This window comes from Actinomadura formosensis (assembly GCF_050948385.1).
Taxonomy (GTDB): domain Bacteria; phylum Actinomycetota; class Actinomycetes; order Streptosporangiales; family Streptosporangiaceae; genus Spirillospora; species Spirillospora formosensis.
In genome coordinates this window covers 5,338,481-5,356,831 of sequence record NZ_CP192011.1, presented here as the reverse complement: position 1 = coordinate 5,356,831, position 18,351 = coordinate 5,338,481, and the positions used below count along the sequence as shown (strand labels likewise).

The window sequence follows — 18,351 nt, the reverse complement described above, 5'->3', positions numbered from 1 at the left end:
GACGGGCTCGCCCGTCCCGGGGCGATGGAGCGACAGGAGAAACAGTGGAAACCCAGCAGTCGCCGAGCCGGGTCGCCGTCATCACCGGCGCGGCGAGCGGCATCGGCCGAGCCCTGGCCGTCGAGTACGCGCGCCGTTGCGTGCGCACGGTGATCGGCACCTATCCCGGGGACCCGCACGACCCCGGGGAGACCGCCCGCCAGGTACGAGAGGCCGGCGGCGAAGGCGTCGTGCACGAGGTGGACGTCCGCGACTCCGCCCAGGTCGAGTCGCTGGCGCAGCGGGCCGTATCGGAGTTCGGGCGCCTGGACATCGCCGTGGCCAACGCCGGGGTGCTGCGCCGGGCCCCGCTCGATGAGCTCACCGACGAGGCCTGGGACGACATGCTGCAGGTCGACCTCACCGGCGTGCTGCGCACGCTGCGGTCCGCCGCCCGGCGGATGGGCGAGGGCGGTGCAATGGTCGCGGTCTCCTCCATCGCCGGTGGCGTGTACGGCTGGGGCGACCATGCCCACTACGCCGCGGCCAAGGCCGGTGTGCTCGGCCTGTGCCGGAGCCTCGCGGTGGAGCTCGCGCCGCGCGGCATCCGCGTCAACGCGCTCATCCCCGGGCTCATCGTCACTCCCCAGTCCTCGGACCCGGTGAACTCCCTGGGCCCTGAGGGTCTCGCCCGTGCCGGCAAGGACATCCCGTGGGGCCGGGCCGGCCGGCCGGAGGAGGTCGCGACCGCGATCGCCTTCCTCACCTCCCCAGACGCCGCGTACGTCACCGGCCAGAGCCTCGTCGTCGACGGCGGGCTCACTGTGCGGATGCCCGCCTGACCATGCCCGGCGAGGAGACGACACATATGCGCGCTCTTGAGAACCGGATCGCCCTCGTCACGGGCGGCGCCAGCGGCATCGGCCGGGCCATCGCCGAGGCGTACGTCCGGGAGGGCGCCCACGTGGTGATCGCCGACCGTGACGCCCTTCGTGCGGCGTCGGTCGCGGCGGAGATCGGCGCGGACGGCGGCGTGGAGATCGACGTCACCGACGCCGCCCGCGTGGAGGCGGGGGTCGCCGAGACCGCGCGCAGGTTCGGGCGGATCGACGTGCTGGTGAACTCGGCGGGCATCCTGACCGAGTCGCCGCTGGTGGAGATGGACCCGGCGATGTGGGCGGAGACCATCGCGGTCGACCTGATCGGCGTGTTCCTGTGCTGCCGGTACACCGTGCCGCTCATGGTGGAGCGGGGGTGGGGACGAGTGATCAACATCGCCTCGCAGCTCGGCATCAAGGGCGGCCGGTCGCTCACCCACTACGCGGCCGCCAAGGCCGGCGTCATCGGGTTCACCAAGTCGCTGGCGCTGGAGGTGGCCGGGCAGGGCGTCCTGGTGAACGCGATCGCGCCGGGGCCGATCGAGACGCCGATGGTCGCGGGAATCACCGAGGAGTGGAAGGCGGCCAAGCGGACCGAGCTGCCGCTCGGGCGGTTCGGCACCCCGGCGGAGGTGGCGCCGACCGCCGTCCTGCTGGCCAGCGACCCCGGCGGCAACCTCTACGTCGGCCAGACACTCGGCCCGAACTCCGGCGACGTCATGCCGTGATGGCGCCGGCCCGTAGGGGCCGCCCGAACGAACGGAGCGATCGGATGTGCGGTGCATGCGGAGAGCGGGGGACCGGTGACTGGGCCCGTCCCTGGATCGGCGACCTCGCGGCCCGGTGCGCGGTGGCGGCCGCCGTCGCGCGGGTCGTGCCCGCGCCGGGCCTGCGGATCTCCGCCGGCGCCGGCGGATGGCTGGTCACCGGGCCGACCGGCGCGGCGGTCGCCTGTGACGGCCTGACCACTCTGGTCGCCGAGGTGCGCGCCCGGGTGTCCGGGCCGGCCGTCCCGATCGACCCCGAGCGCCCGGCCGGCCGGCTCTGCGTGCCGCCGCGCGACCACCGGCCCGGAATCGTCCTGCGCGTCGACCCGGACGGTGCGCCGGACGACGGTGCCGATGCGGCGCTGGAGAGGGCGATGGCCGGTACGGGCGAGGCGGTGGTGCCGAGCCCGCCGCGGGCCCGTGCGGTGCTCGCCGCGCTGGCCTCGCCCGTGTGGCTACCGCGCTGCCAGCTGCTCCGGGTGGAGGGCACCGGCGCCCGCTGGGCTCGCCCGATCCCCTCACCTGCGGCTTTCCCGCCCGGGTGCCTTCCGCCCGGCACAGAGCGTCCCGGGCCGGACGCCGCCTTCGCGGCGGACGTCGTCGTACGGCTGGAGTGGGTGCGCCAGAGCGGTCGCCTGGACGGTGAGGCGACGGCCGTACGCTGCCCGCTGGGGTCCGGGTCGGAGCTGGTTGTCGAGGTACGCGACGGCCATGTCGTGCGGGCCCGCACGGTGAGCCGGCCGTGACCGAAGCTGCGCGCGGGCGCCCGCGAAAGGCTGCACCGTTCGCCGATCGTGCTGCCGCAATGATCCGTATATCTGATATTTTTACCTTTGGCCCGCCTCATCGGAGTCGGCTGCCTTTGTAGTTCGAAGCGCGCGACAGTGACCGGGTGAACACGGAAAGTCGGCGCGCTCCTGAGGAGATCCAATGTCGGACGGACAGTCTTCCGCAGCGAGCAAGGGTGACCCGAAGCTTCCCTCCCACATCCCCCTGGGGGTGCCGACTCCGGCACGGATGTATGACGAGGCGCTGGGCGGCAAAGACCATTTCGCGGTAGATCGGACGGCGGTCGCGAAGCTGTACGAGGTGGTCGGCGAGGAGGTCGCCCGGTCCACCGCAATGTCGAACCGTCACTTCCTCGGCCGAGTGGTGAAGTTCTTGGCGAAAGAGTGCGGCATTCGCCAGTTCATCGATGTCGGTTCCGGTCTGCCGACCGTGCGGAACACGCACGAGATCGCGCAGGAGGCCGATCCCGACTCGAAGGTGGTCTACGTCGACGTCGACCCGATCGTCGCCGTGCACGGCAGGGCGCTCCTGTCCGGAGGGAACACCAGGATCGTCACCGCGGACATGCGAGAGCCGGAGACGATCCTCAACAACCCGCTCACGCTTGAGCTGATCGATTTTGATCAGCCGGTGGCGGTGCTTTTCATCGCGGTGTTCCACTTCATCTCCCGGGCCGACGACCCGGCACGTATCGTGGCGGCCTTCCGGGAGCGCCAGGCGCCCGGCTCCTACCTGGCGATCTCGCATCTGACCACGGAGGACATGCCGCAGAAGATCCAGGACGGCTGGAGTGCGGCGTTCGCGAACTCCACTTCGCCGATGGTCTTCCGCGACAAGGAGGAGGTCCGGGAGATCTTCGCCGGTTACCGCCTTGTCGACCCCGGGCTCGTACGCCTTCACGAATGGCGGCCGGATGGTGAGTCTTCGCTCAAGACCGCCTCGGTTTTCGGTGGCGTCGGACAGGTCGATACGCCGTAAGGATTTGCCGATAGGGCAACGATCAACATGATCGTGGTCTTGACGGATTGTTCTACGACTTCTACGTTCACGCCAACCGAACCTCCGCCTACCCGGAAGGTGCCCGCTCTCTCGACCCAGCCGCCGCCCCAGGGCGCTGGCGCTCCCCCAGGAAGAGCAGGATGAACAGACCCACCCGCAGGTCCGTTGCCGCAGGAGGCGCCGCCCTTCTGCTCACGGCCGGGCTGGGCGTGGCGGCCGCCGCTCCCGCCCAGGCCAGGGCCGACTGCTTCGATCGCAGCATCCCGCTGTCGGTCGAGGAAAGCCGGCTCGGCTACACGTTGCCCGATAACGACAACCCCGACGTCCTGCAACCGGAGACCTTCGCCCGGCAGATGGTGGACGGCGGTGGCTTCGGCGACGTCGCCCCCGCGCTCGCCCGCCACCTGTGCCGCGTCCGGTCGCCGGCCGCGGCCACCCGGCTCGTCAAGCAGACCGGCGAGGAACTCTGGCGTTCCGCCGTGGACCGCGCCCAGCACCGTGGCGACGTACGCGGGAGCCTGCCCGCCAGTGACGACCGGCCGCTTTACTGGACCCGCCTGCAGGCCACGGCCGCGCTGCGCCAGTGGACCCCCGCCTTCTCGCTGTCCTCACGGGCCCGCGCATCGCTCATCACCGCGTTCGACCGCGCCGCCCGGGGGATGTCCGACATCGACTTCCCCGCCGGGAAAGGCGTCAAGCGGGTCATCGCCAGCGGCTTTGACCCCTACACACTGGACGGGGGCCAGACCGGTCCGGCACCCGGCTCGGCCGGGAACAACATCCGGCACGGCAACCCGTCGGGCGCCACCGCGCTGGCCCTGGACGGCACCCGCTACCGCGCCGCCGACGGCAAGGTCACCTACATCGAGATGTACGTGCTCCCGGTCAACTACACCGAGTTCGCCGCGGGCTATCTCGAGGACACGGTCGGGCCGTTCATGCGTCCCGGTCCGCGACGGGTGGACGCGTCGCTCACCGTCAGCCAGGCCGGCGGGTCCGTCTTCAACCTCGAACAGTGGAACGGCCGGTACCACGGCGCCTACCCGGGCAATGACCTGTCCCAGCCGTGCCCGAGCCAGAACGGCGTACCGCAACTCGCGGTCGGCAACCACGGCTGCAACACCAGCGTGGTCACCCGCTGGGGAGGACCCGCCGCGTTCGACCTGAACACCCCGCCGCAGTGGACGACGGCCACATTGCCGGTCGGCCCGATGATCAAGGCTGACACGGGCGCCTCGATCCCCCGCCCACCGGGGGACACCTGGCCGGACACCTCGGTCGCCTTCGGCGTCGTCTGGCACACCAACTACACCGAGTTCCCCGACTGCACATCGACCACCCGGGTCACCCGCAACAACCCGCCGCCCACCGAGTTTCCGCCACCGGCCCCGCCGACGCCACCGGACGCCGGCTCGTGCTCCCACAGCGGCGGCGGAGGCAACTACCTGTCCAACGAGAGCGCCTACCGCAACACCCTGCTGCGGGACCGGATGGGCCTGAAGATTCCCGCCGGACACATCCACACGCCCGACATGCAGCACTTCGAGACGGCCTTCAACGTCAGCGACCCGACCTTCAACGCATGGCGTACGGCCATCGTCGCGCAGGGCGGGAACCTCATCCACGCGGTCGCCGACAACTCGTAGCCGGTACGCGGCCGGGTGGCTCTCCCGGAGAAGAGAGGCCACCCGGCCGGTCGCCCAAAATCGCAAACGGACATGGGTAATGGTGTCCTGATGCCGGGGCTGCCGCCGCGTGATATGTGGTCTCCGTGGCTGAATCTCGCACGGGACGGGAAGGGGGCTGAGGTGGCCGAGACGACGGTGGCCGGGGTGATGGCCGAGCTGGCGGAGCTTGAGGACCCGAAGATACGCGAGGTGAACGAGAAACACGGTGACGATCACGGTGTGAACCTCGGCAAGCTGCGCGCGCTCGCGAAGCGGCTGAAGACGCAGCAGGAACTCGCGTGCCGGCTCTGGGAGACCGGTGACACCGCGGCGAGACTGCTGGCGATCCTGATCTGCCGCCCGAAGGCGTTCGAGCGTGACGAGCTGGACGCCATGGTGCGCGAGGCGCGCACACCCAAGGTGCACGACTGGCTCGTGAACTACGTGGTGAAGAAGAACCCGCACTCCGAAGAGCTGCGCCTGGCCTGGTCCGCCGATCCGGATCCGGTGGTCGCGAGTGCCGGCTGGGTGCTCACCACCGCGCGCGTGGCGAAGAAGCCCGAGGGCCTCGACCTCGCAGGACTGCTCGACGTCATCGAGGCGGAGATGAAAGACGCCCCGGATCGCCTGCAGTGGGCGATGAACCACTGCCTGGCTCAGATCGGGATCGAGCACGCCGAGCACCGCGCCCGTGCAATCGACATCGGTGAGCGCCTGCAGGTGCTCAAGGACTACCCGACCCCCCCGAACTGCACGTCTCCGTTCGCGCCCATCTGGATCACCGAGATGGTGCGCCGAAAGCACGATGATTAACCCCGCATCCGCACTCTTCCAGCCCAGCTTGCAATTTTCCCGCATCGGAATCAGCCGGTAGCGGCGATGAACGACTCCACCGTGCGGTTGAACTCGGCCGCGTGCTCGATCTGGGCCCAGTGCCCGCAGCGGTTGAGCAGGACGAGGCGGCTGTCCGGGATGAGCGAGACGAGGTGCAGGCTGTTCTCGTAGGAGACGACGCGGTCATCGCGGCCGTGGATCAGGAGGGTCGGCGCGGTGATCCCTCGGACCTGGGTTCCCAGGGAGAAGTACGGGAACCCCTGCTGGGCGTCGATCCGGTCGTTCCAGCTTGCGAGATGCTCCGGCTTGTCCAGAGCGGCGCGGGACCGTGCTTCGGCGAGTTCGTCGGTGGCGAACGAGTTGTCGTAGACCATTACCTCGACGAGCCGCCTCATATTGGCGGGACTCGGGTCCCGGTATGCCTGGAAGAGCACCGCCAGCCCTTCCGACGGGCCGTCGCCGGGGGAGAACACGAGGTGGACGGGGGCCGGCACGCCCATCGTGATGAGGTGCGATATCCGGTCGGGGTGCCGCGTGGCGGCTTCGATCGACGTCATGCCGCCCATGGAGTTGCCGACGAGCGCGGCCGTGCCGATGCCCAGGGCGTCCAGGAACTCGACGAGCACCCCGGCATGGTCGTATCCGGTCTCCGCGGTCTGCGTGTCGCTGTCTCCCCAGCCGGGCATGTCGATTGCGAGGACGCGGAACCGGCGGGCGAGCGGGCCGATGTTGGGGCTGAAGTTCGTCAGCCCGGTGGCCCCGGGGCCGCTGCCGTGCAGGAGGACCACGGGATGCCCGGTGCCCGCCTCCCGGTAGCGGACACGGAACTTCTTCAGGTGGATGACGCGCTCTGCGGGCGCCTCGGTCACCGTGCCGGTCATGGTTCATCCCTCTTTCGCAATGTGGGTGCCGGGGTCCTTTTGTCCTAATGGACCGCTGGCGCGCACGCCGGGTGGCGTTCCGTTGGCCGGAACGGATCCGTGCGGCGGCGCGCCCGGCATCTCACACTGCGGCGAACACCACAACGGAGGCACTGATGAACAAAGTGTCGGCGCTGGGGTATCTGGTGGTCCGCGGCCCGCTCGACCGATGGCACGAGTTCGGCACCCAGATCCTCGGGGCACAGCTTGCAGGAGACGGCGGGTCCGGGCCCGCCCGGTTCCGCACCGACGAGCGGGTGTGGCGCATCGAGGTCCAGGACGGCCCTCCCTGGCCGGACACGCTGATCGCCATAGGCTTCGAGGTGGCCAACGAGGAGGATCTCGAGGCGGTCGTCCGCCGCCTGACGGCACGGGGCGTCACCGTCACCGAAGACGACGGGCTGGCGGAAGCCCGGCGGGTCCGGCGCGTGGTGGCCTTCAAGGACCCCGACGGCAACCGGATCGAGATGTTCGTCGGCGCCGAGCTGAGCAAGGCGCCGTTCATCTCCCCGCGTGGGGTGCGGTTCGTGTGCGGCGACCTGGGTCTGGGGCACGTCTTCATGCTGAGCGGGGACAGTGCCGCCGCCGCGCGGTTCTACCAGGACGACCTCGGGTTCAGGTTGTCCGACACGATCGCGCTCGGCCCGGAGAACGGCTACTTCCTGCACTGCAACCCCCGGCACCACAGCATCGCGTTCGCCTCGATCCCCGGGCCGCCGCCCGGTCTGGGGCACCTGATGCTCGAAGTCGACTCGCTGGAGGCCGTCGGCCGCGCCCTCGACATCGCCACCGCCGGGAACCACCCGATCCAGATGAGTCTCGGCGAGCACACCAATGACCACATGACCTCCTTCTACGTGGTGACCCCGTCCGGATTCGCCGTCGAGTACGGGTGCAATGGCCGGCTGGTGGACGCCGCGGACTGGAAGGTGGCTCACTACGACGCCCCGAGTGTGTGGGGGCACCACTTCAACATGTCGGCCATGCCGGGCGCGGACCCCGCCGCCGGGAAGGTGACCTCATGATCGACCTTGACGGCATCGCCGAGATCCGCGGCGGGATCGTTCCACCGGCCATCTACTCCGACCCCGACCTGTACCAGCTCGAACTGGAGAACGTGTTCGGCCGTAGCTGGCTGTTCCTGGCTCACGACAGCCAACTGCCCAAGCCGGGCAGCTTCGTCCAGACCTACATGGCCGAGGACCCGGTCCTGGTCGTGCGGCAGCGCGACGGGTCGGTCAAGGCGTTCCTGAACCAATGCCGGCACCGCGGAATGCGGATCTGCCGCGCCGACGCGGGCACGGCCAAGACCTTCACCTGCAGCTACCACGGCTGGGCCTACGACCTGCAGGGCAACCTGATCAACGTCCCCGCCGAGGACGCCGGATACCACGGGGAAATCGACAAGGCCCGCTGGAGCGCGCACAAGGTCCCCCGGATCGCGAACTACAAGGGCTTCTACTTCGGCTGCTGGTCCGAATCCACGCCGGAGTTCACCGATTACCTCGGCGACATGGCCTTCTACTTCGACGCGGTCGTCGACCGGTGGGACGGCGGGCTGGAACTGGTCCCGGGCACCAGCAGATGGGTCATCGACTGCAACTGGAAGTTCGCCTCCGAGCAGTTCGCCAGCGACATGTACCACGCGCCGATCGCGCACGCGTCGGCGATGCTCGCGCTCACCGAGGATCCGGCCTTCCAGGTCTTTCCGCCCTACGAGGCGCCCGGACGCCAGTTCGCGGGCAACGGGCACGGCTCGGGCGGCAACTGGCTTCCGTCCTGCTGGCCCCGAGCATCAGCATCTTCCTGTGACCACCGACGTCAGCGCCGGTGGGCCCGCGGACCTGCCGTCGGTGAGCGGCAGGCGGTGGGTGCGGCTCTGCCGGGTCAGTGAGGTGCCGGACGACGAGGGGCACCGGATCGACACGGTGCCCCCGGTCTCGGCGTTCCGGCAGGGCACCGAGTTCTTCTGCATCGACGACACCTGCACCCACCAGGACTACTCCCTGGCCGGCGGCTGGGCCGAGGACGGTGTCGTGGAGTGCGCCCTGCACTGCGCCAAGTTCTCGCTGCGCACCGGCGCGGTCATCGCCCCTCCGGCGACGGCGCCGGTCAGGGTGCATCGTGTGGCGGTCGTGGGCGAGTACTTGTACGCCGCGCTGCCGGAGGACTACCTGAAACGGAACGGGGGCTGATATGGGTTGGCTCGAGGACACCTCCGTCGTCGTGACCGGGGCGGGCTCCGGGCTGGGCCTCGCCATCGTCGAACGGTTCGCCGCGGAGGGCGCCTCGGTCGTGGCCATCGACAAGTCCGCGGCGAAGCTGGCGGAACTCCAGGCCCGGGCCGGCGAAAGGATCGCCACGATCACGGGTGACGTCCGTGACTACGCCGACAACGAGCGTGCCTGCGAGCTTGCCGTCCAGCGGTACGGCAAGCTGGACGCCTTCATCGGCAACGCCGGCATCTGGGACTTCAACGAGTCGCTGGCCGGCACCCCCGCGTCGTCGCTGGCCACCGGATTCGACGAGCTGTTCGCGGTGAACGTCAAGGCGTACCTCCTCGGCGCCAAGGCCGCGCAGCCGCCGCTGGCGGCGTCCCGCGGATCGATGATCTTCACCCTGTCGAACGCGGCGCTCTACCCCGCCGGCGGAGGGCCGTTGTACGTGGCCTCGAAGCACGCGGGCCTGGGGCTGGTGAGGCAACTGGCGTACGAGCTGGCGCCCGACATCCGCGTCAACGGCGTCGCTCCCGGAGGCATGGCCACCGATCTGCGGGGGCCGGAGGCGCTGGGCATGGATCGCACCTCCATCTCGGACGCGGTTCCCATCGACGAGATGCTCCGGCGGCACTCCGCGCTGCACCGGGCGCCGCGACCGGCCGACTACGTCGGCGCCTACGTCCTGCTCGCGGCGCGGCAGGAGTCCGCCACCGTCACCGGCACCGTGATCGACGTCAGCGGCTTCGGTACACCGGCCCGTCCCGCGGATCCCGCGGGCACGCGATGACGCGCGAGCAGCACCTGGCCATGGCCGGCGGCGACGCCGCCGGCCATCGGCATCCGTGGCGATCGCGCCGGGGGCGGCTCACGATCGTGCGAGGAGGCGCAGGTCCGTCGCGGGGTCGAGCAGCTTCCCGGCGGACACCATGGTCCTGGTCTCGATGAGCTTCCTGGCCGCGGCCAGGTCCCGCACGGTGTCCAGGCCGGCGGCCGCCACGACGGCTCCGCCGCGTCGCCACAGCGCCAGGAAGCGCCGCGGGCCGGCGCCCGGACGCAGCAGCAGTTCGTCACCCGTGCGGGGCCTGCCGAGCACTTGCAGGGTCAGGCCGTACTGCTCGGACCAGAAGTACGGCAAACCGTCATGGACACGCAGGCCACCGGCCATGGCGGCGCCCGCCACGGCGCCCTGCCGCAGGGCGTTGTCCCAATGCTCGATGCGTCCGGCCGTCGCCAGGTGCGGGTGCGGCTGCACGGTGACGTCACCGGCCGCCCGTATCCACGGGTGCGACGTCCGGCCCTGAAGATCAACGACGATGCCGCCGTCGCAACGGATTCCGGCCGCGGCCGCGAGCGTGTCATTGGGGACGACTCCCACTCCCACGACGACGGCGGCCGCGGGCAGCCGCTCCCCGGTGGACAGCCGTACCTCGCCCACCGTCCCGGAGCCGTGGAACGCCTCCGCCGACGCGCCGGTGCGCACGTGCACCCCGTGTTCGCGGTGCAATGCCGTGACCAGCTCGGCGAGCGGCCGCCCCAGTGCGCCCACCAGCGGCAGCGCGGCCGCTTCCACCACGGTCACGGCGCATCCGGCCGCGCGCGCGGCGGCTGCGACCTCCATGCCGATGAACCCGCCGCCGATGACGACGACCGGCCCACCGGCGCTGATCGCGACCGCCAGCCGTCGCGCGTCGTCGGCGTCCCGCAGGGTCATGACGCCGGGCAGATCACTGCCCGGGATGGTCAGCCGCCTCGCGGACGCGCCGGTGGCGAGCAGGATCCGGTCGGCGCGCAGCGCGCTCCCGTCGCAAAGCCATGCCGTGCGTCGCGCCGGGTCGAGCCTGTCCACCCGGCTCCGCAGGCGCAGGCCGACCGCTGCCGCCCGGTAGTCCTCGGCGGGCACGATGGGCCGGAGCGACGCAGCCTCTCCGGTGCCGAGCGCCTTGGAGAGGGGAGGGCGCTCGTAGGGAAGTTCCGCGCCCGCCTCCACGACGGTCACCTGTCCTTCGAAGCCGCTTCGCCGCAGGGCGAACGCGGCGGCCACTCCGGCCGCGCTGCCGCCCACGATGAGGTAGTGCTCCCGGGCCGCCACTGAGACCTCCGTAACGAGCTCGCCGCCACGCCGGACGGATGTGCGGTGAGGCTACGGCCGCCGTCCGGCGGCGGCTCCCCGCCGTTCCGGGCACCGGGACGGCTCCTTCCGAAACCCGCTCCGCCGCGGAAACGGATCGTTGCGCGGACGGTTCTCGCGGCCGTACCATCTGGAATATCTATTCTAGAGCGCTCGTTCTAGCAGCTCACCCTGGAGGTCGACTCATGATCGACCAGTCGTCGGCCAGCGGCACGCCGTCCGTGCTCTGGAAGGCGTTCGCCGTCCTGGGCGCGTTCAGCCACCGGAACCGGGTGCTGACACTGGCCCAGATCGTGCGCTACAGCGGCCTGCCGAAGTCCACCGCGCACCGGGTGCTGGCCATGCTCGTCGACATCGGCGCCATAGAGCAGGCCGACGGCGGGTACCGCGTCGGCCTTCGCATGTTCTCGCTCGGGACGCTGCCGCCGGAGGCCGCGCTGCGCGAGGCCGCGCTCGTGCACCTGGAGGAGTTGCACCGGTACACCGGCCAGACGCTGCACCTGGCGGTCCTGCGCGGCGCCGATGTCGTGTACCTGGCAAAGCTGCTCAGCCGCAGGTCCGTTCCCACGCCGGCGGCGGTCGGCGGCCGGTTCCCGGCGCACTGCACCGCGGTCGGCAAGGCGCTGCTGGCCTTCTCCGCAGGTGGCAGCGCCGCGGGCGCCCTCACCGAGCCGCTGCGCCGCCGGACGGCCTCGTCACTGGCATCGGCGGAGCAGGTACGCCGCCAGATGGACGCCATCAGGACCGCCGGCTTCGCGGTCGACCGCGAGGAGTCCGCGGACGGGCTGGCATGCGTGGCGGTGCCGGTGCTGGTCCGCGGCCGCGCCGTCGCGGCGCTCTCGGTGGCGTTCCCGGCGTCCGCGGGCAGCGGCCAGGTGCTGGTCGGCCCGCTTCGCCAGGCGGCCGCGGCGATCTCCAGGTCACCGGCGATGCCGCAGTTCTGCGACGCCGGCGTCACGGCGACGGTCCGTTAGGCTCCCGGCATGGTCGACCCGCAAGGTACCCGTGACCAGATCATCGACGCGGCGGAGCGGCTGTTCGGCTCGCGAGGCTACGCGAGTGTGACCATCAGCCAGATCTGTGCCGCGTCCGGTGCTCCCGTCGGCTCGATCTACCATCATTTCGGCAGCAAGTCGGGAGTCCTGCGGGCAGTGCTCATACGCGGGAACGAAGCGTTCTTCGCCGGCCTGCCGGCGGCCGACGAGCCGTCCGGCTCACCTGGCGAGCGCCTGGCCGCCTACTACGGGACGGCCGCCGATCTCGTCGCCAAGCGCCGGGCACTGTTCCGGCTGTTCACTTCACTGCGGCTGCACGACGACGGCAACGACGAGGCGCAGGCGATCATGCGCGAGGTCGATCAGCGCGGCCTGGCGCTCATGGCCGAGTTCATCGAACCGGTGGCCCGCGGCTACGGTGTCGCCGACGCGGCCGCCTGCGCCAGGGAACTCGCGGCGCTCAACATCGTGTACACCACCGGCGTCGTGGCCACCGCCGGCTGCTCCGAGGACGACATCAGGGCCGGAATGCAGGACCTGCATCGGCTCGTCCTGGCATCGATCCGCGACCGCGCCGCCGCTTCTCGCGGCACCCGCTGACCGCCGGGTCCCGCCGCGGTCGTCCGACCGCCGTCCATCGTGCGCCGGTCGTGCGGCTGTCCTTGGTCTGATCGGCCTCAGCGGAGTTCGACCGTCCCGGACCGGAGCGTGCGCGGCGGCCCGCGGTCGAGGACGGTCACTCCGATGAGCACGTCACCGATGCGGTACGGCCCCGCCGTCGAACTGAACGATCCGGGCGACCAGGCGCCGGCGTTCAGCGGGAGGAAGGAAGGCCGCCTCCGCAGCCCGCACATGGAAGTCGCGGATCTCGTCGGGCCCGGCAGCGAACGTGGTGGCGAGCAGCTCCGTCTCCTGGCTCAGGCTGGTCCGGCTCGTGAGCCGGTTGCCGGTGTTGACCGTCGCGCTGATCCCGCAACGCGCCATCCGGAGGACGGGGTGGTCATCGACGGTCGCCACCCCGCCCGTGTGCACGTTGGACGTCGGGCAGCACTCGACGGTGACGCCCCGGTCGCGCACGAGCTTCGCGACCGGGCCGTCCGCCGGTTCGGTGCCTTCGGGCACCTCGGTCGCCGAGCGACACGCCGTGTCCGACGCGCCGGGCGTGCAGCAGTTCGATCGCCTGCCGGATCGACGCGGTGCCATTCGCCTCGCCCGCGTGGATCGTCGCCGGCACGCCCGCTCGGAACGCGCGTTAGAACTGCTCCGCGTGCGTCGCGGCCGGGTGGCCGAGTTCGGGCCCGACGCGATCGACGCCGACGATCAAGCCCAGTTCCCACGCGGTGATGAAGGCGTCCATCGCCGTGTCGTCGATCGGCAGATCCCGTTCGGCGCACGCGATCAGGCGGACGTCGGTGTGGTTGCCGGCGGCCCTGACGCGGGCCGCCCCGGCCCGCAGCCCGGCTCCGCAGAACCGCCCACCACCCGGTGGCACCGCTACACGGTCGAGGAGTTCAAGGCGTCCAGAACCCGCGTCGTGCCGCTGCTGGAGGACACGATCGTCGCGCACTCGCACCGCACCACCGGCGGCTACACGCAGACCATCCCGCGCATGGCCGTCACCATCGGCATGAGCGAGATCCTGTCGGCCCGGAAGTTGCACCTGATCACCGATGGCGGCGCGTGGAAGCAGTATGTACTGCCGCGCTCTCCCCCCGCGACGGGGAAAGCGTGGCGGCGCATACGCTCGCCGACAGCGGCGGAGGGAAGGGCGCGAACCAGGCGATCGCGGCCGCCCGGCTGGAGATGCCCGTCCGCTTCATCGGCTCGGTTGGGGACGATCCCGTCGGGGATCATGCACTGGAACTCCTCCGCGGGGAAGGCGTCGGCGCCAAGGGAGTCGTCCGCGTTCCCGGCGCGGCCACCGGGCGCAGCTTCATCCTCGTCGCCGACGACGCGAACCAGGTCGTCGCCACGTGGCCGGCGCCGCCGACGCCCTCAGCCCGTTTGACGTCGACCGGTCGCTCACCCACCTGGTCCACGGGGACGTGCTCAGCGTCCAGGGAGAGATCCCTCTTGCGGTCGGCCTGCACGCCGCGCGTTCGCGGTACTCATGTTGTGCCCTGGCGAAGGCGTCTTCGGCCGCCCGCAAATCCATGTCGTGGCGTTGCCGACCGCCCAGCATTCGCGCCAGCCCACGCGGCGGCTCTGGCGCGAAGTCGATCCGGTCGGGGACGGGTTAGGGGACGGCGAGCGCACCGAGGTCGAGCGGTGCGATGTCGGCCCGGCGGCGTAGGGCGGCGAGCGAGATTCCGGGGTCCCAGGTCAGCGATGACCGCAGGTCATCGTGTTCCACTGGAGCCAGCAGGCCCGTCAGATACGCCCGCGTCTGACGGCGCGGCTTCGCCCGCCCGAAGCGGCCGGCCATCCGCGCGAACAGCCCCCGCACCCACACCCGCAGATCATCTGCAGTCACCACAAGACGGCACGCCACACCCGAACAATCACGAAATCAGGCCGTAGTACTAGCGCTGCCGGTGCCGGTCTGCTATCAGAAAGTATGTGTAGGTGATCTTATAGGTACAGCATTATCATCGGACGGTAGACATTGCTCCGCCTATCGGTGAGGCGCTCGTGGGTGCAGGGAAAGGCAAGTTGACGTCCCCTTTCGTTGAGGAGCTGGGGCGCTTGGTCGCCCAACGCCGCTTGTCATGGCGGCAACTCGCGGATCTGACCGGCTACCATCCCAGCTGGCTGAGCAAGGTGCGGCACGGTGCTCCGCCTTCCGCCGACCTCGTCAGGCGTTGTGACGAGGTCCTGAAGGCGCAAGGCAAGCTCATCTCCCTCGCGGAGGTGAAATCGTTGTCGCGGCCCGCACAGCTGCCCGCATCATCTGCGGGTTTCGTCGGGCGGGAAGACTTTTTATCATGGATTAAGAAAATTCTCATGCGCGGGAGGGGCGCGAGCAGCTCACCCATTGTGGCCGTGGAAGGTCCGCCTGGTATCGGCAAGACCACCGCGGTCCTCCGCTGTGCGGACGAGATCGTCCGAGCCGAACCGGACGTGTTTCCCGACGGGCAGCTCTTCGCCGATCTCAGAGGTTATTCGCCTGACGGCGAACCGTCTCGTCCGGCAGATGTGCTGGAGGAATTCCTGGTATCACTCGGCGTTCCCGTCCAGGAGGTTCCGCCCCGTACGGAACAGCGCGCGAATTTGTACCGGTCGCTGCTGTCTTCGCGGCGTCTGCTAATCATTCTGGACAACGCCGCCTCGTCCTGCCAGGTCGAGCCTCTGCTGCCCGGAGCGGCGGGTAGCGCGGTCATCATCACCAGCCGCCGCAGGCTCGGCGCGCTGGCGATGCGCGTCAATGTCGAGCGAGGCGAACTGCGTCCTTTGTCGAAGGCCGAGAGCGTGGCGGTACTGAGCTCGGCCCTCGGAGCGGAACGCGCCAAAGCCGAGATGGACTCCGTCACGACGCTCGCCAATCTGTGCGGGCGGCTGCCGCTGGCACTCCGGATCGCCGCCGAGAGGGTGGCGGCCCATCCTCACCATCCGGTCAGCGACCTCGCCGACGAACTGGCCGCCGAGCGCCAGCGGCTCGACGGGCTGGCCATCCACGATTCAGCGAACGTCCGGTCGGCGTTCGATTGGTCGTATCACGATCTGGGCGACGCGGAGGCCCGTGCCTTCCGCTACCTCGCGATGCATCGTGGCCCGCACATCAGCGTCGAGGCGGCGGCCGCGCTCACCGGCACGCCGGTGGTGCAGACACGACGGATACTGCAGAAGCTCCATGAGGTCCATCTGCTTGAAGGGGTAGAGGTCAGCCGTTACCGCTTTCACGACCTGCTGCGGCTCTTCGCGGCCGAACGGGTCGAGACCGATGATTCTCCCGAAGACCGGGCGGCGGCGGCGCGTCGCCTCATCGACTGGTACCTCTTCACCGCCGCCGCGGGCGGACGGTCGCTGGCGCCCTTCCGGCTCAATCCGCTGGTGATGCCAGAGGCCGAGCCCGGCGTCACACCGCTGCGGTTCGGCGACGGCAAGAGCGCGCTCCGCTGGTACGACATGGAGGCGGCGAACTTCGTCGCGGTGACCCGACTCGCCATCGAGCACGGCTTGCACGAGGCGGCCTGGAAACTGGCGGTCGCCCTGTTCGACTACTTTCGCCTTCTCCGCAAGCCCGGCGGCATTTGGCTCGCCACCACGACACTCGCTCTCAAAGCGACAAAGGAGATCGGCAACCGCTACGCCGAAGGCTGGGTGGAGACGAGCCTTGCGGAGGGATATCGCTGGCTGCGTCGCTATGACCGGGCCCAGCGGCTTTTCGAGCATGCTCTGGCGGTGCGCCGCAGCGTCGGGGACCGTCACGGGGAGGCATGGACGTTGGCGGGGCTCGGCTTCCTCGCCGTCGATCAGGCGCATTGGGCCGAGGCGCGTGCTCGTGCACAGCAGGCCATGACGATCTTCACCGTGGTCTGCGACGCCCACGGACTGGCGTCATGCCTGCTCACCATCGCCGATTCTTGCCGCGGACGGAAACGCTACGAGGAGGCGCAGGGCACGCTGGCCGAGGCGTTGGCGACCTTCGAGCGGATCGAGAACCACGATGGTCGCGGGCTGGCCTTGGCGAAACTGGCGGGACTCCACGGCGAGCACGGCAGGCATGAGATCGCGCTGTCCTGCCTGGAACAGTCCCTTGAGGCCCGGCGGGCCGCCGGCTCCCGGTGGGGCGAGGCGGACTGCCTGTCCAGGCGGGCCCGGACCTTGGAGGCGCTGGATTGCGCCGAGCGGGCCCGAGCATCCTGGGAGGCGGCGCTTGAGCTGTACGAGGAACTCGATGACGCGCGGGCCGACGACATCCGTGCGTACCTGGACGGGAAAGGTGCGCACGTCGTCGCCGGGACGCTATCGGTGCCCGCCTGGTGAGAAGGTGACCGGGAGCGCGTGGACGCCCCGGACGATGAAGCTCGGCTGCCTGCGGATCTCCTCGACGGGAGCCGTCAGCGCGAGGTCGGGAAGCCGGTCGAACAGCGTTCCGACCGCGATCCTTCCTTCGAGGCGGGCCAGCCGCGCGCCGAGGCAGTAATGGACGCCCCGTCCGAACGCCAGGTGCGGGTTGTCGGCGCGGTCGATCCGGAACTCGTCCGGAGCTCTGAACCGGGCGGGATCGCGGTGCGCGGCCGCCAGCGAGATCACCACCGGCTCGCCCGCGGGGATCACCGTTCCGCCGATGTCCACCGGCTCGGTGGGGAAGCGCCAGGCTGCCAGCTCCATGGGCCCGTCCCACCGGAGCACCTCCTCGACAGCCGAGTCGAGCAGTTCCGGACGGGACCGCAGGAGCGCCAGCTGGCCGGGATGGCGGAGCAGTGCGAGGACCGCGTTGCCGATGAGGGCGACGCTACCCTCGTGGCCGGCCACCAGCAGGAGAAAGATCATCGAGAGGAGTTCGCCCTCGCTCAGGTCCCCCTGGATCAACTCACTGACGAGGTCGGTTCCCGGGGTCCGGCGTTTCCCCGCGATGAGCTCCCTCAGGTAGGCGTCGGGCCGCGGCGCGGGCACGTTCGCCAGCGCGTTGGACGTCCACTGCCGGAAATAGTGATGGTCTTCGGCCGGAACGCCGAGGATCTCGCAGTTCACGGAGATCGCTAATGGATAGGCGTATTCTCCGATGATCTCGGCCGAGCCCCGGCTCCGGAAGCCGTCGATCAGCGAGTCGGCGATTTCCTGGACGCGGGCGCGCCGCCGTTCCACGGTGCGGGCCGAGAAAGCCCTGGAGAGGGGCCGGCGAAGCCGCGTGTGGTCGGGCGGCTCCAAGGTGAGCAGATGGGTGCCGAGTGCCGATTCGTCCTCCAGCCTCCTGCCGCGGTCGGCCGCTCTCCACTCGGCCACCGCGGCTCGCGGGTCCCGGCTGAGCCTCGGATCCGCTAGCGCCCACCGGGCCTCCTCGTAACGGCAGATCCACCAGCAGTAGAGACCGTCGCGAAGGTGCATCCGATGGATCGGGGCCTCCTCTCGAAGACGCCGGTAGGCAGGATAGGGGTCGATATCGGATCCCGGTCCGAGTAGCTGACGCTTCTTTTCTCTCAAGAGATCTCCTTAGATTTCTGTGCATCCACCCGGTCAGTTGTGGGCGGCGTTCTCGGTTAGTTTCGCCAGATTGGCGGCGCGGTCATTGC

Annotated in this window: 20 protein-coding genes and 1 pseudogene; 14 read left to right on the top strand and 7 right to left on the bottom strand. The window is 70.1% G+C overall.

The features are described from left to right. Positions 1-44: 44 nt before the first annotated feature. The 6 genes from ACQP1N_RS25205 (at position 45) to ACQP1N_RS25180 (ending at position 5,892) form a co-directional block, all read left to right on the top strand. Positions 45-821 carry an SDR family NAD(P)-dependent oxidoreductase gene (locus ACQP1N_RS25205; protein ID WP_433227017.1) on the top strand — a complete coding sequence of 259 codons (777 nt, stop codon included), beginning with the start codon at positions 45-47 and terminating at the stop codon, positions 819-821. A gap of 26 nt (positions 822-847) precedes the next feature. Further along, on the top strand, positions 848-1,585 hold the full coding sequence (locus tag ACQP1N_RS25200; protein ID WP_067792389.1) for an SDR family NAD(P)-dependent oxidoreductase: 738 nt from the start codon (positions 848-850) through the stop codon (positions 1,583-1,585). Positions 1,586-1,629: 44 nt separating this feature from the next. Beyond that, complete coding sequence (locus tag ACQP1N_RS25195; RefSeq protein WP_433227014.1) at positions 1,630-2,370, top strand: hypothetical protein; 741 nt, start codon at positions 1,630-1,632, stop codon at positions 2,368-2,370. Between the two features lie 184 nt (positions 2,371-2,554). Continuing rightward, positions 2,555-3,391 carry an SAM-dependent methyltransferase gene (locus tag ACQP1N_RS25190; protein WP_084262303.1) on the top strand — a complete coding sequence of 279 codons (837 nt, stop codon included), beginning with the start codon at positions 2,555-2,557 and terminating at the stop codon, positions 3,389-3,391. Positions 3,392-3,552: 161 nt separating this feature from the next. Further along, positions 3,553-5,058: a hypothetical protein gene (locus ACQP1N_RS25185; RefSeq protein ID WP_433227012.1), complete on the top strand. Its 1,506-nt coding sequence runs from the start codon at positions 3,553-3,555 to the stop codon at positions 5,056-5,058. Between the two features lie 189 nt (positions 5,059-5,247). Continuing rightward, positions 5,248-5,892 (top strand): DNA alkylation repair protein, encoded by a 645-nt coding sequence (locus tag ACQP1N_RS25180; protein ID WP_207394020.1) that lies wholly within the window; start codon positions 5,248-5,250, stop codon positions 5,890-5,892. A gap of 50 nt (positions 5,893-5,942) precedes the next feature. Here the strand turns inward: ACQP1N_RS25180 and ACQP1N_RS25175 are convergent, their stop codons facing one another. Beyond that, positions 5,943-6,794, bottom strand: a complete 852-nt coding sequence (locus ACQP1N_RS25175; protein ID WP_433227010.1) for an alpha/beta fold hydrolase — start codon at positions 6,792-6,794, stop codon at positions 5,943-5,945. 155 nt (positions 6,795-6,949) lie between these two features. On the opposite strand from ACQP1N_RS25175, the gene ACQP1N_RS25170 reads away from it, so the two are divergent. From ACQP1N_RS25170 to hcaB, 4 genes are read left to right on the top strand one after another with little or no spacing between them, the layout of a single operon-like run. Next, on the top strand, positions 6,950-7,858 hold the full coding sequence (locus ACQP1N_RS25170; RefSeq protein WP_433227008.1) for a VOC family protein: 909 nt from the start codon (positions 6,950-6,952) through the stop codon (positions 7,856-7,858). Further along, positions 7,855-8,727 (top strand): aromatic ring-hydroxylating oxygenase subunit alpha, encoded by an 873-nt coding sequence (locus ACQP1N_RS25165; protein ID WP_433227006.1) that lies wholly within the window; start codon positions 7,855-7,857, stop codon positions 8,725-8,727. Before ACQP1N_RS25170 ends, ACQP1N_RS25165 begins: the two co-directional genes overlap by 4 nt. Next, a complete protein-coding gene (locus ACQP1N_RS25160) occupies positions 8,687-9,028 on the top strand; it encodes a non-heme iron oxygenase ferredoxin subunit (protein WP_242608773.1) in 342 nt (113 codons plus the stop codon). Before ACQP1N_RS25165 ends, ACQP1N_RS25160 begins: the two co-directional genes overlap by 41 nt. Before the next feature lies 1 nt (position 9,029). Further along, positions 9,030-9,839, top strand: a complete 810-nt coding sequence (gene hcaB / locus ACQP1N_RS25155; protein ID WP_433227004.1) for a 3-(cis-5,6-dihydroxycyclohexa-1,3-dien-1-yl)propanoate dehydrogenase — start codon at positions 9,030-9,032, stop codon at positions 9,837-9,839. 78 nt (positions 9,840-9,917) lie between these two features. Here hcaB and ACQP1N_RS25150 read toward each other — a convergent pair whose 3' ends face one another. Further along, complete coding sequence (locus ACQP1N_RS25150; RefSeq protein WP_433227002.1) at positions 9,918-11,141, bottom strand: NAD(P)/FAD-dependent oxidoreductase; 1,224 nt, start codon at positions 11,139-11,141, stop codon at positions 9,918-9,920. Between the two features lie 224 nt (positions 11,142-11,365). Here ACQP1N_RS25150 and ACQP1N_RS25145 point away from each other — a divergent pair, with 224 nt between their 5' ends. Continuing rightward, entirely contained in the window at positions 11,366-12,154 is a 789-nt protein-coding gene (locus ACQP1N_RS25145) for an IclR family transcriptional regulator (protein WP_433227000.1), read from the top strand. 9 nt (positions 12,155-12,163) lie between these two features. Next, positions 12,164-12,775, top strand: a complete 612-nt coding sequence (locus ACQP1N_RS25140; RefSeq protein WP_067792428.1) for a TetR/AcrR family transcriptional regulator — start codon at positions 12,164-12,166, stop codon at positions 12,773-12,775. A 153-nt stretch (positions 12,776-12,928) separates the two neighbouring features. Here the strand turns inward: ACQP1N_RS25140 and ACQP1N_RS25135 are convergent, their stop codons facing one another. The 3 genes from ACQP1N_RS25135 to ACQP1N_RS25125 are packed head-to-tail and all read right to left on the bottom strand — an operon-like array spanning position 12,929 to position 13,742. Further along, positions 12,929-13,252, bottom strand: a complete 324-nt coding sequence (locus tag ACQP1N_RS25135; RefSeq protein ID WP_433226998.1) for a hypothetical protein — start codon at positions 13,250-13,252, stop codon at positions 12,929-12,931. Further along, the gene (locus ACQP1N_RS25130) at positions 13,176-13,409 is read right to left on the bottom strand and encodes a hypothetical protein (protein ID WP_433226996.1); all 234 of its coding nucleotides are present in this window, start codon (positions 13,407-13,409) and stop codon (positions 13,176-13,178) included. Before ACQP1N_RS25130 ends, ACQP1N_RS25135 begins: the two co-directional genes overlap by 77 nt. An 18-nt stretch (positions 13,410-13,427) precedes the next feature. Next, positions 13,428-13,742 carry a hypothetical protein gene (locus tag ACQP1N_RS25125; protein WP_433232928.1) on the bottom strand — a complete coding sequence of 105 codons (315 nt, stop codon included), beginning with the start codon at positions 13,740-13,742 and terminating at the stop codon, positions 13,428-13,430. Between ACQP1N_RS25125 and ACQP1N_RS25120 the strand changes: the two are divergent. Beyond that, a pseudogene (locus tag ACQP1N_RS25120) lies at positions 13,661-14,095 on the top strand (PfkB family carbohydrate kinase); the annotation flags it as partial. The gene ACQP1N_RS25125 and the pseudogene ACQP1N_RS25120 overlap by 82 nt on opposite strands. Positions 14,096-14,411: 316 nt before the next feature. On the opposite strand, the gene ACQP1N_RS25115 reads toward ACQP1N_RS25120, so the two are convergent. Then, positions 14,412-14,648, bottom strand: a complete 237-nt coding sequence (locus tag ACQP1N_RS25115) for a hypothetical protein (protein ID WP_131732467.1) — start codon at positions 14,646-14,648, stop codon at positions 14,412-14,414. 212 nt (positions 14,649-14,860) lie between these two features. Here ACQP1N_RS25115 and ACQP1N_RS25110 point away from each other — a divergent pair, with 212 nt between their 5' ends. Beyond that, on the top strand, positions 14,861-17,101 hold the full coding sequence (locus ACQP1N_RS25110) for a tetratricopeptide repeat protein (RefSeq protein WP_433226995.1): 2,241 nt from the start codon (positions 14,861-14,863) through the stop codon (positions 17,099-17,101). On the opposite strand, the gene ACQP1N_RS25105 is transcribed toward ACQP1N_RS25110, so the two are convergent. Beyond that, entirely contained in the window at positions 17,081-18,064 is a 984-nt protein-coding gene (locus ACQP1N_RS25105; protein ID WP_433226993.1) for a cytochrome P450 family protein, read from the bottom strand. The two genes, ACQP1N_RS25110 and ACQP1N_RS25105, sit on opposite strands and share 21 nt — an antisense overlap. Between the last annotated feature and the right edge of the window lie 287 nt (positions 18,065-18,351).

Coding starts and splice junctions, on each gene's coding strand:
- ACQP1N_RS25200 (WP_067792389.1), top strand. CDS start 848: ATGCGCGCTCTTGAGAACCGGATCGCCCTCGTCACGGGCGGCGCCAGC.
- ACQP1N_RS25195 (WP_433227014.1), top strand. CDS start 1,630: ATGTGCGGTGCATGCGGAGAGCGGGGGACCGGTGACTGGGCCCGTCCC.
- ACQP1N_RS25190 (WP_084262303.1), top strand. CDS start 2,555: ATGTCGGACGGACAGTCTTCCGCAGCGAGCAAGGGTGACCCGAAGCTT.
- ACQP1N_RS25185 (WP_433227012.1), top strand. CDS start 3,553: ATGAACAGACCCACCCGCAGGTCCGTTGCCGCAGGAGGCGCCGCCCTT.
- ACQP1N_RS25180 (WP_207394020.1), top strand. CDS start 5,248: ATGGCCGAGCTGGCGGAGCTTGAGGACCCGAAGATACGCGAGGTGAAC.
- ACQP1N_RS25175 (WP_433227010.1), bottom strand. CDS start 6,794: ATGACCGGCACGGTGACCGAGGCGCCCGCAGAGCGCGTCATCCACCTG.
- ACQP1N_RS25170 (WP_433227008.1), top strand. CDS start 6,950: ATGAACAAAGTGTCGGCGCTGGGGTATCTGGTGGTCCGCGGCCCGCTC.
- ACQP1N_RS25165 (WP_433227006.1), top strand. CDS start 7,855: ATGATCGACCTTGACGGCATCGCCGAGATCCGCGGCGGGATCGTTCCA.
- hcaB (WP_433227004.1), top strand. CDS start 9,030: ATGGGTTGGCTCGAGGACACCTCCGTCGTCGTGACCGGGGCGGGCTCC.
- ACQP1N_RS25145 (WP_433227000.1), top strand. CDS start 11,366: ATGATCGACCAGTCGTCGGCCAGCGGCACGCCGTCCGTGCTCTGGAAG.
- ACQP1N_RS25140 (WP_067792428.1), top strand. CDS start 12,164: ATGGTCGACCCGCAAGGTACCCGTGACCAGATCATCGACGCGGCGGAG.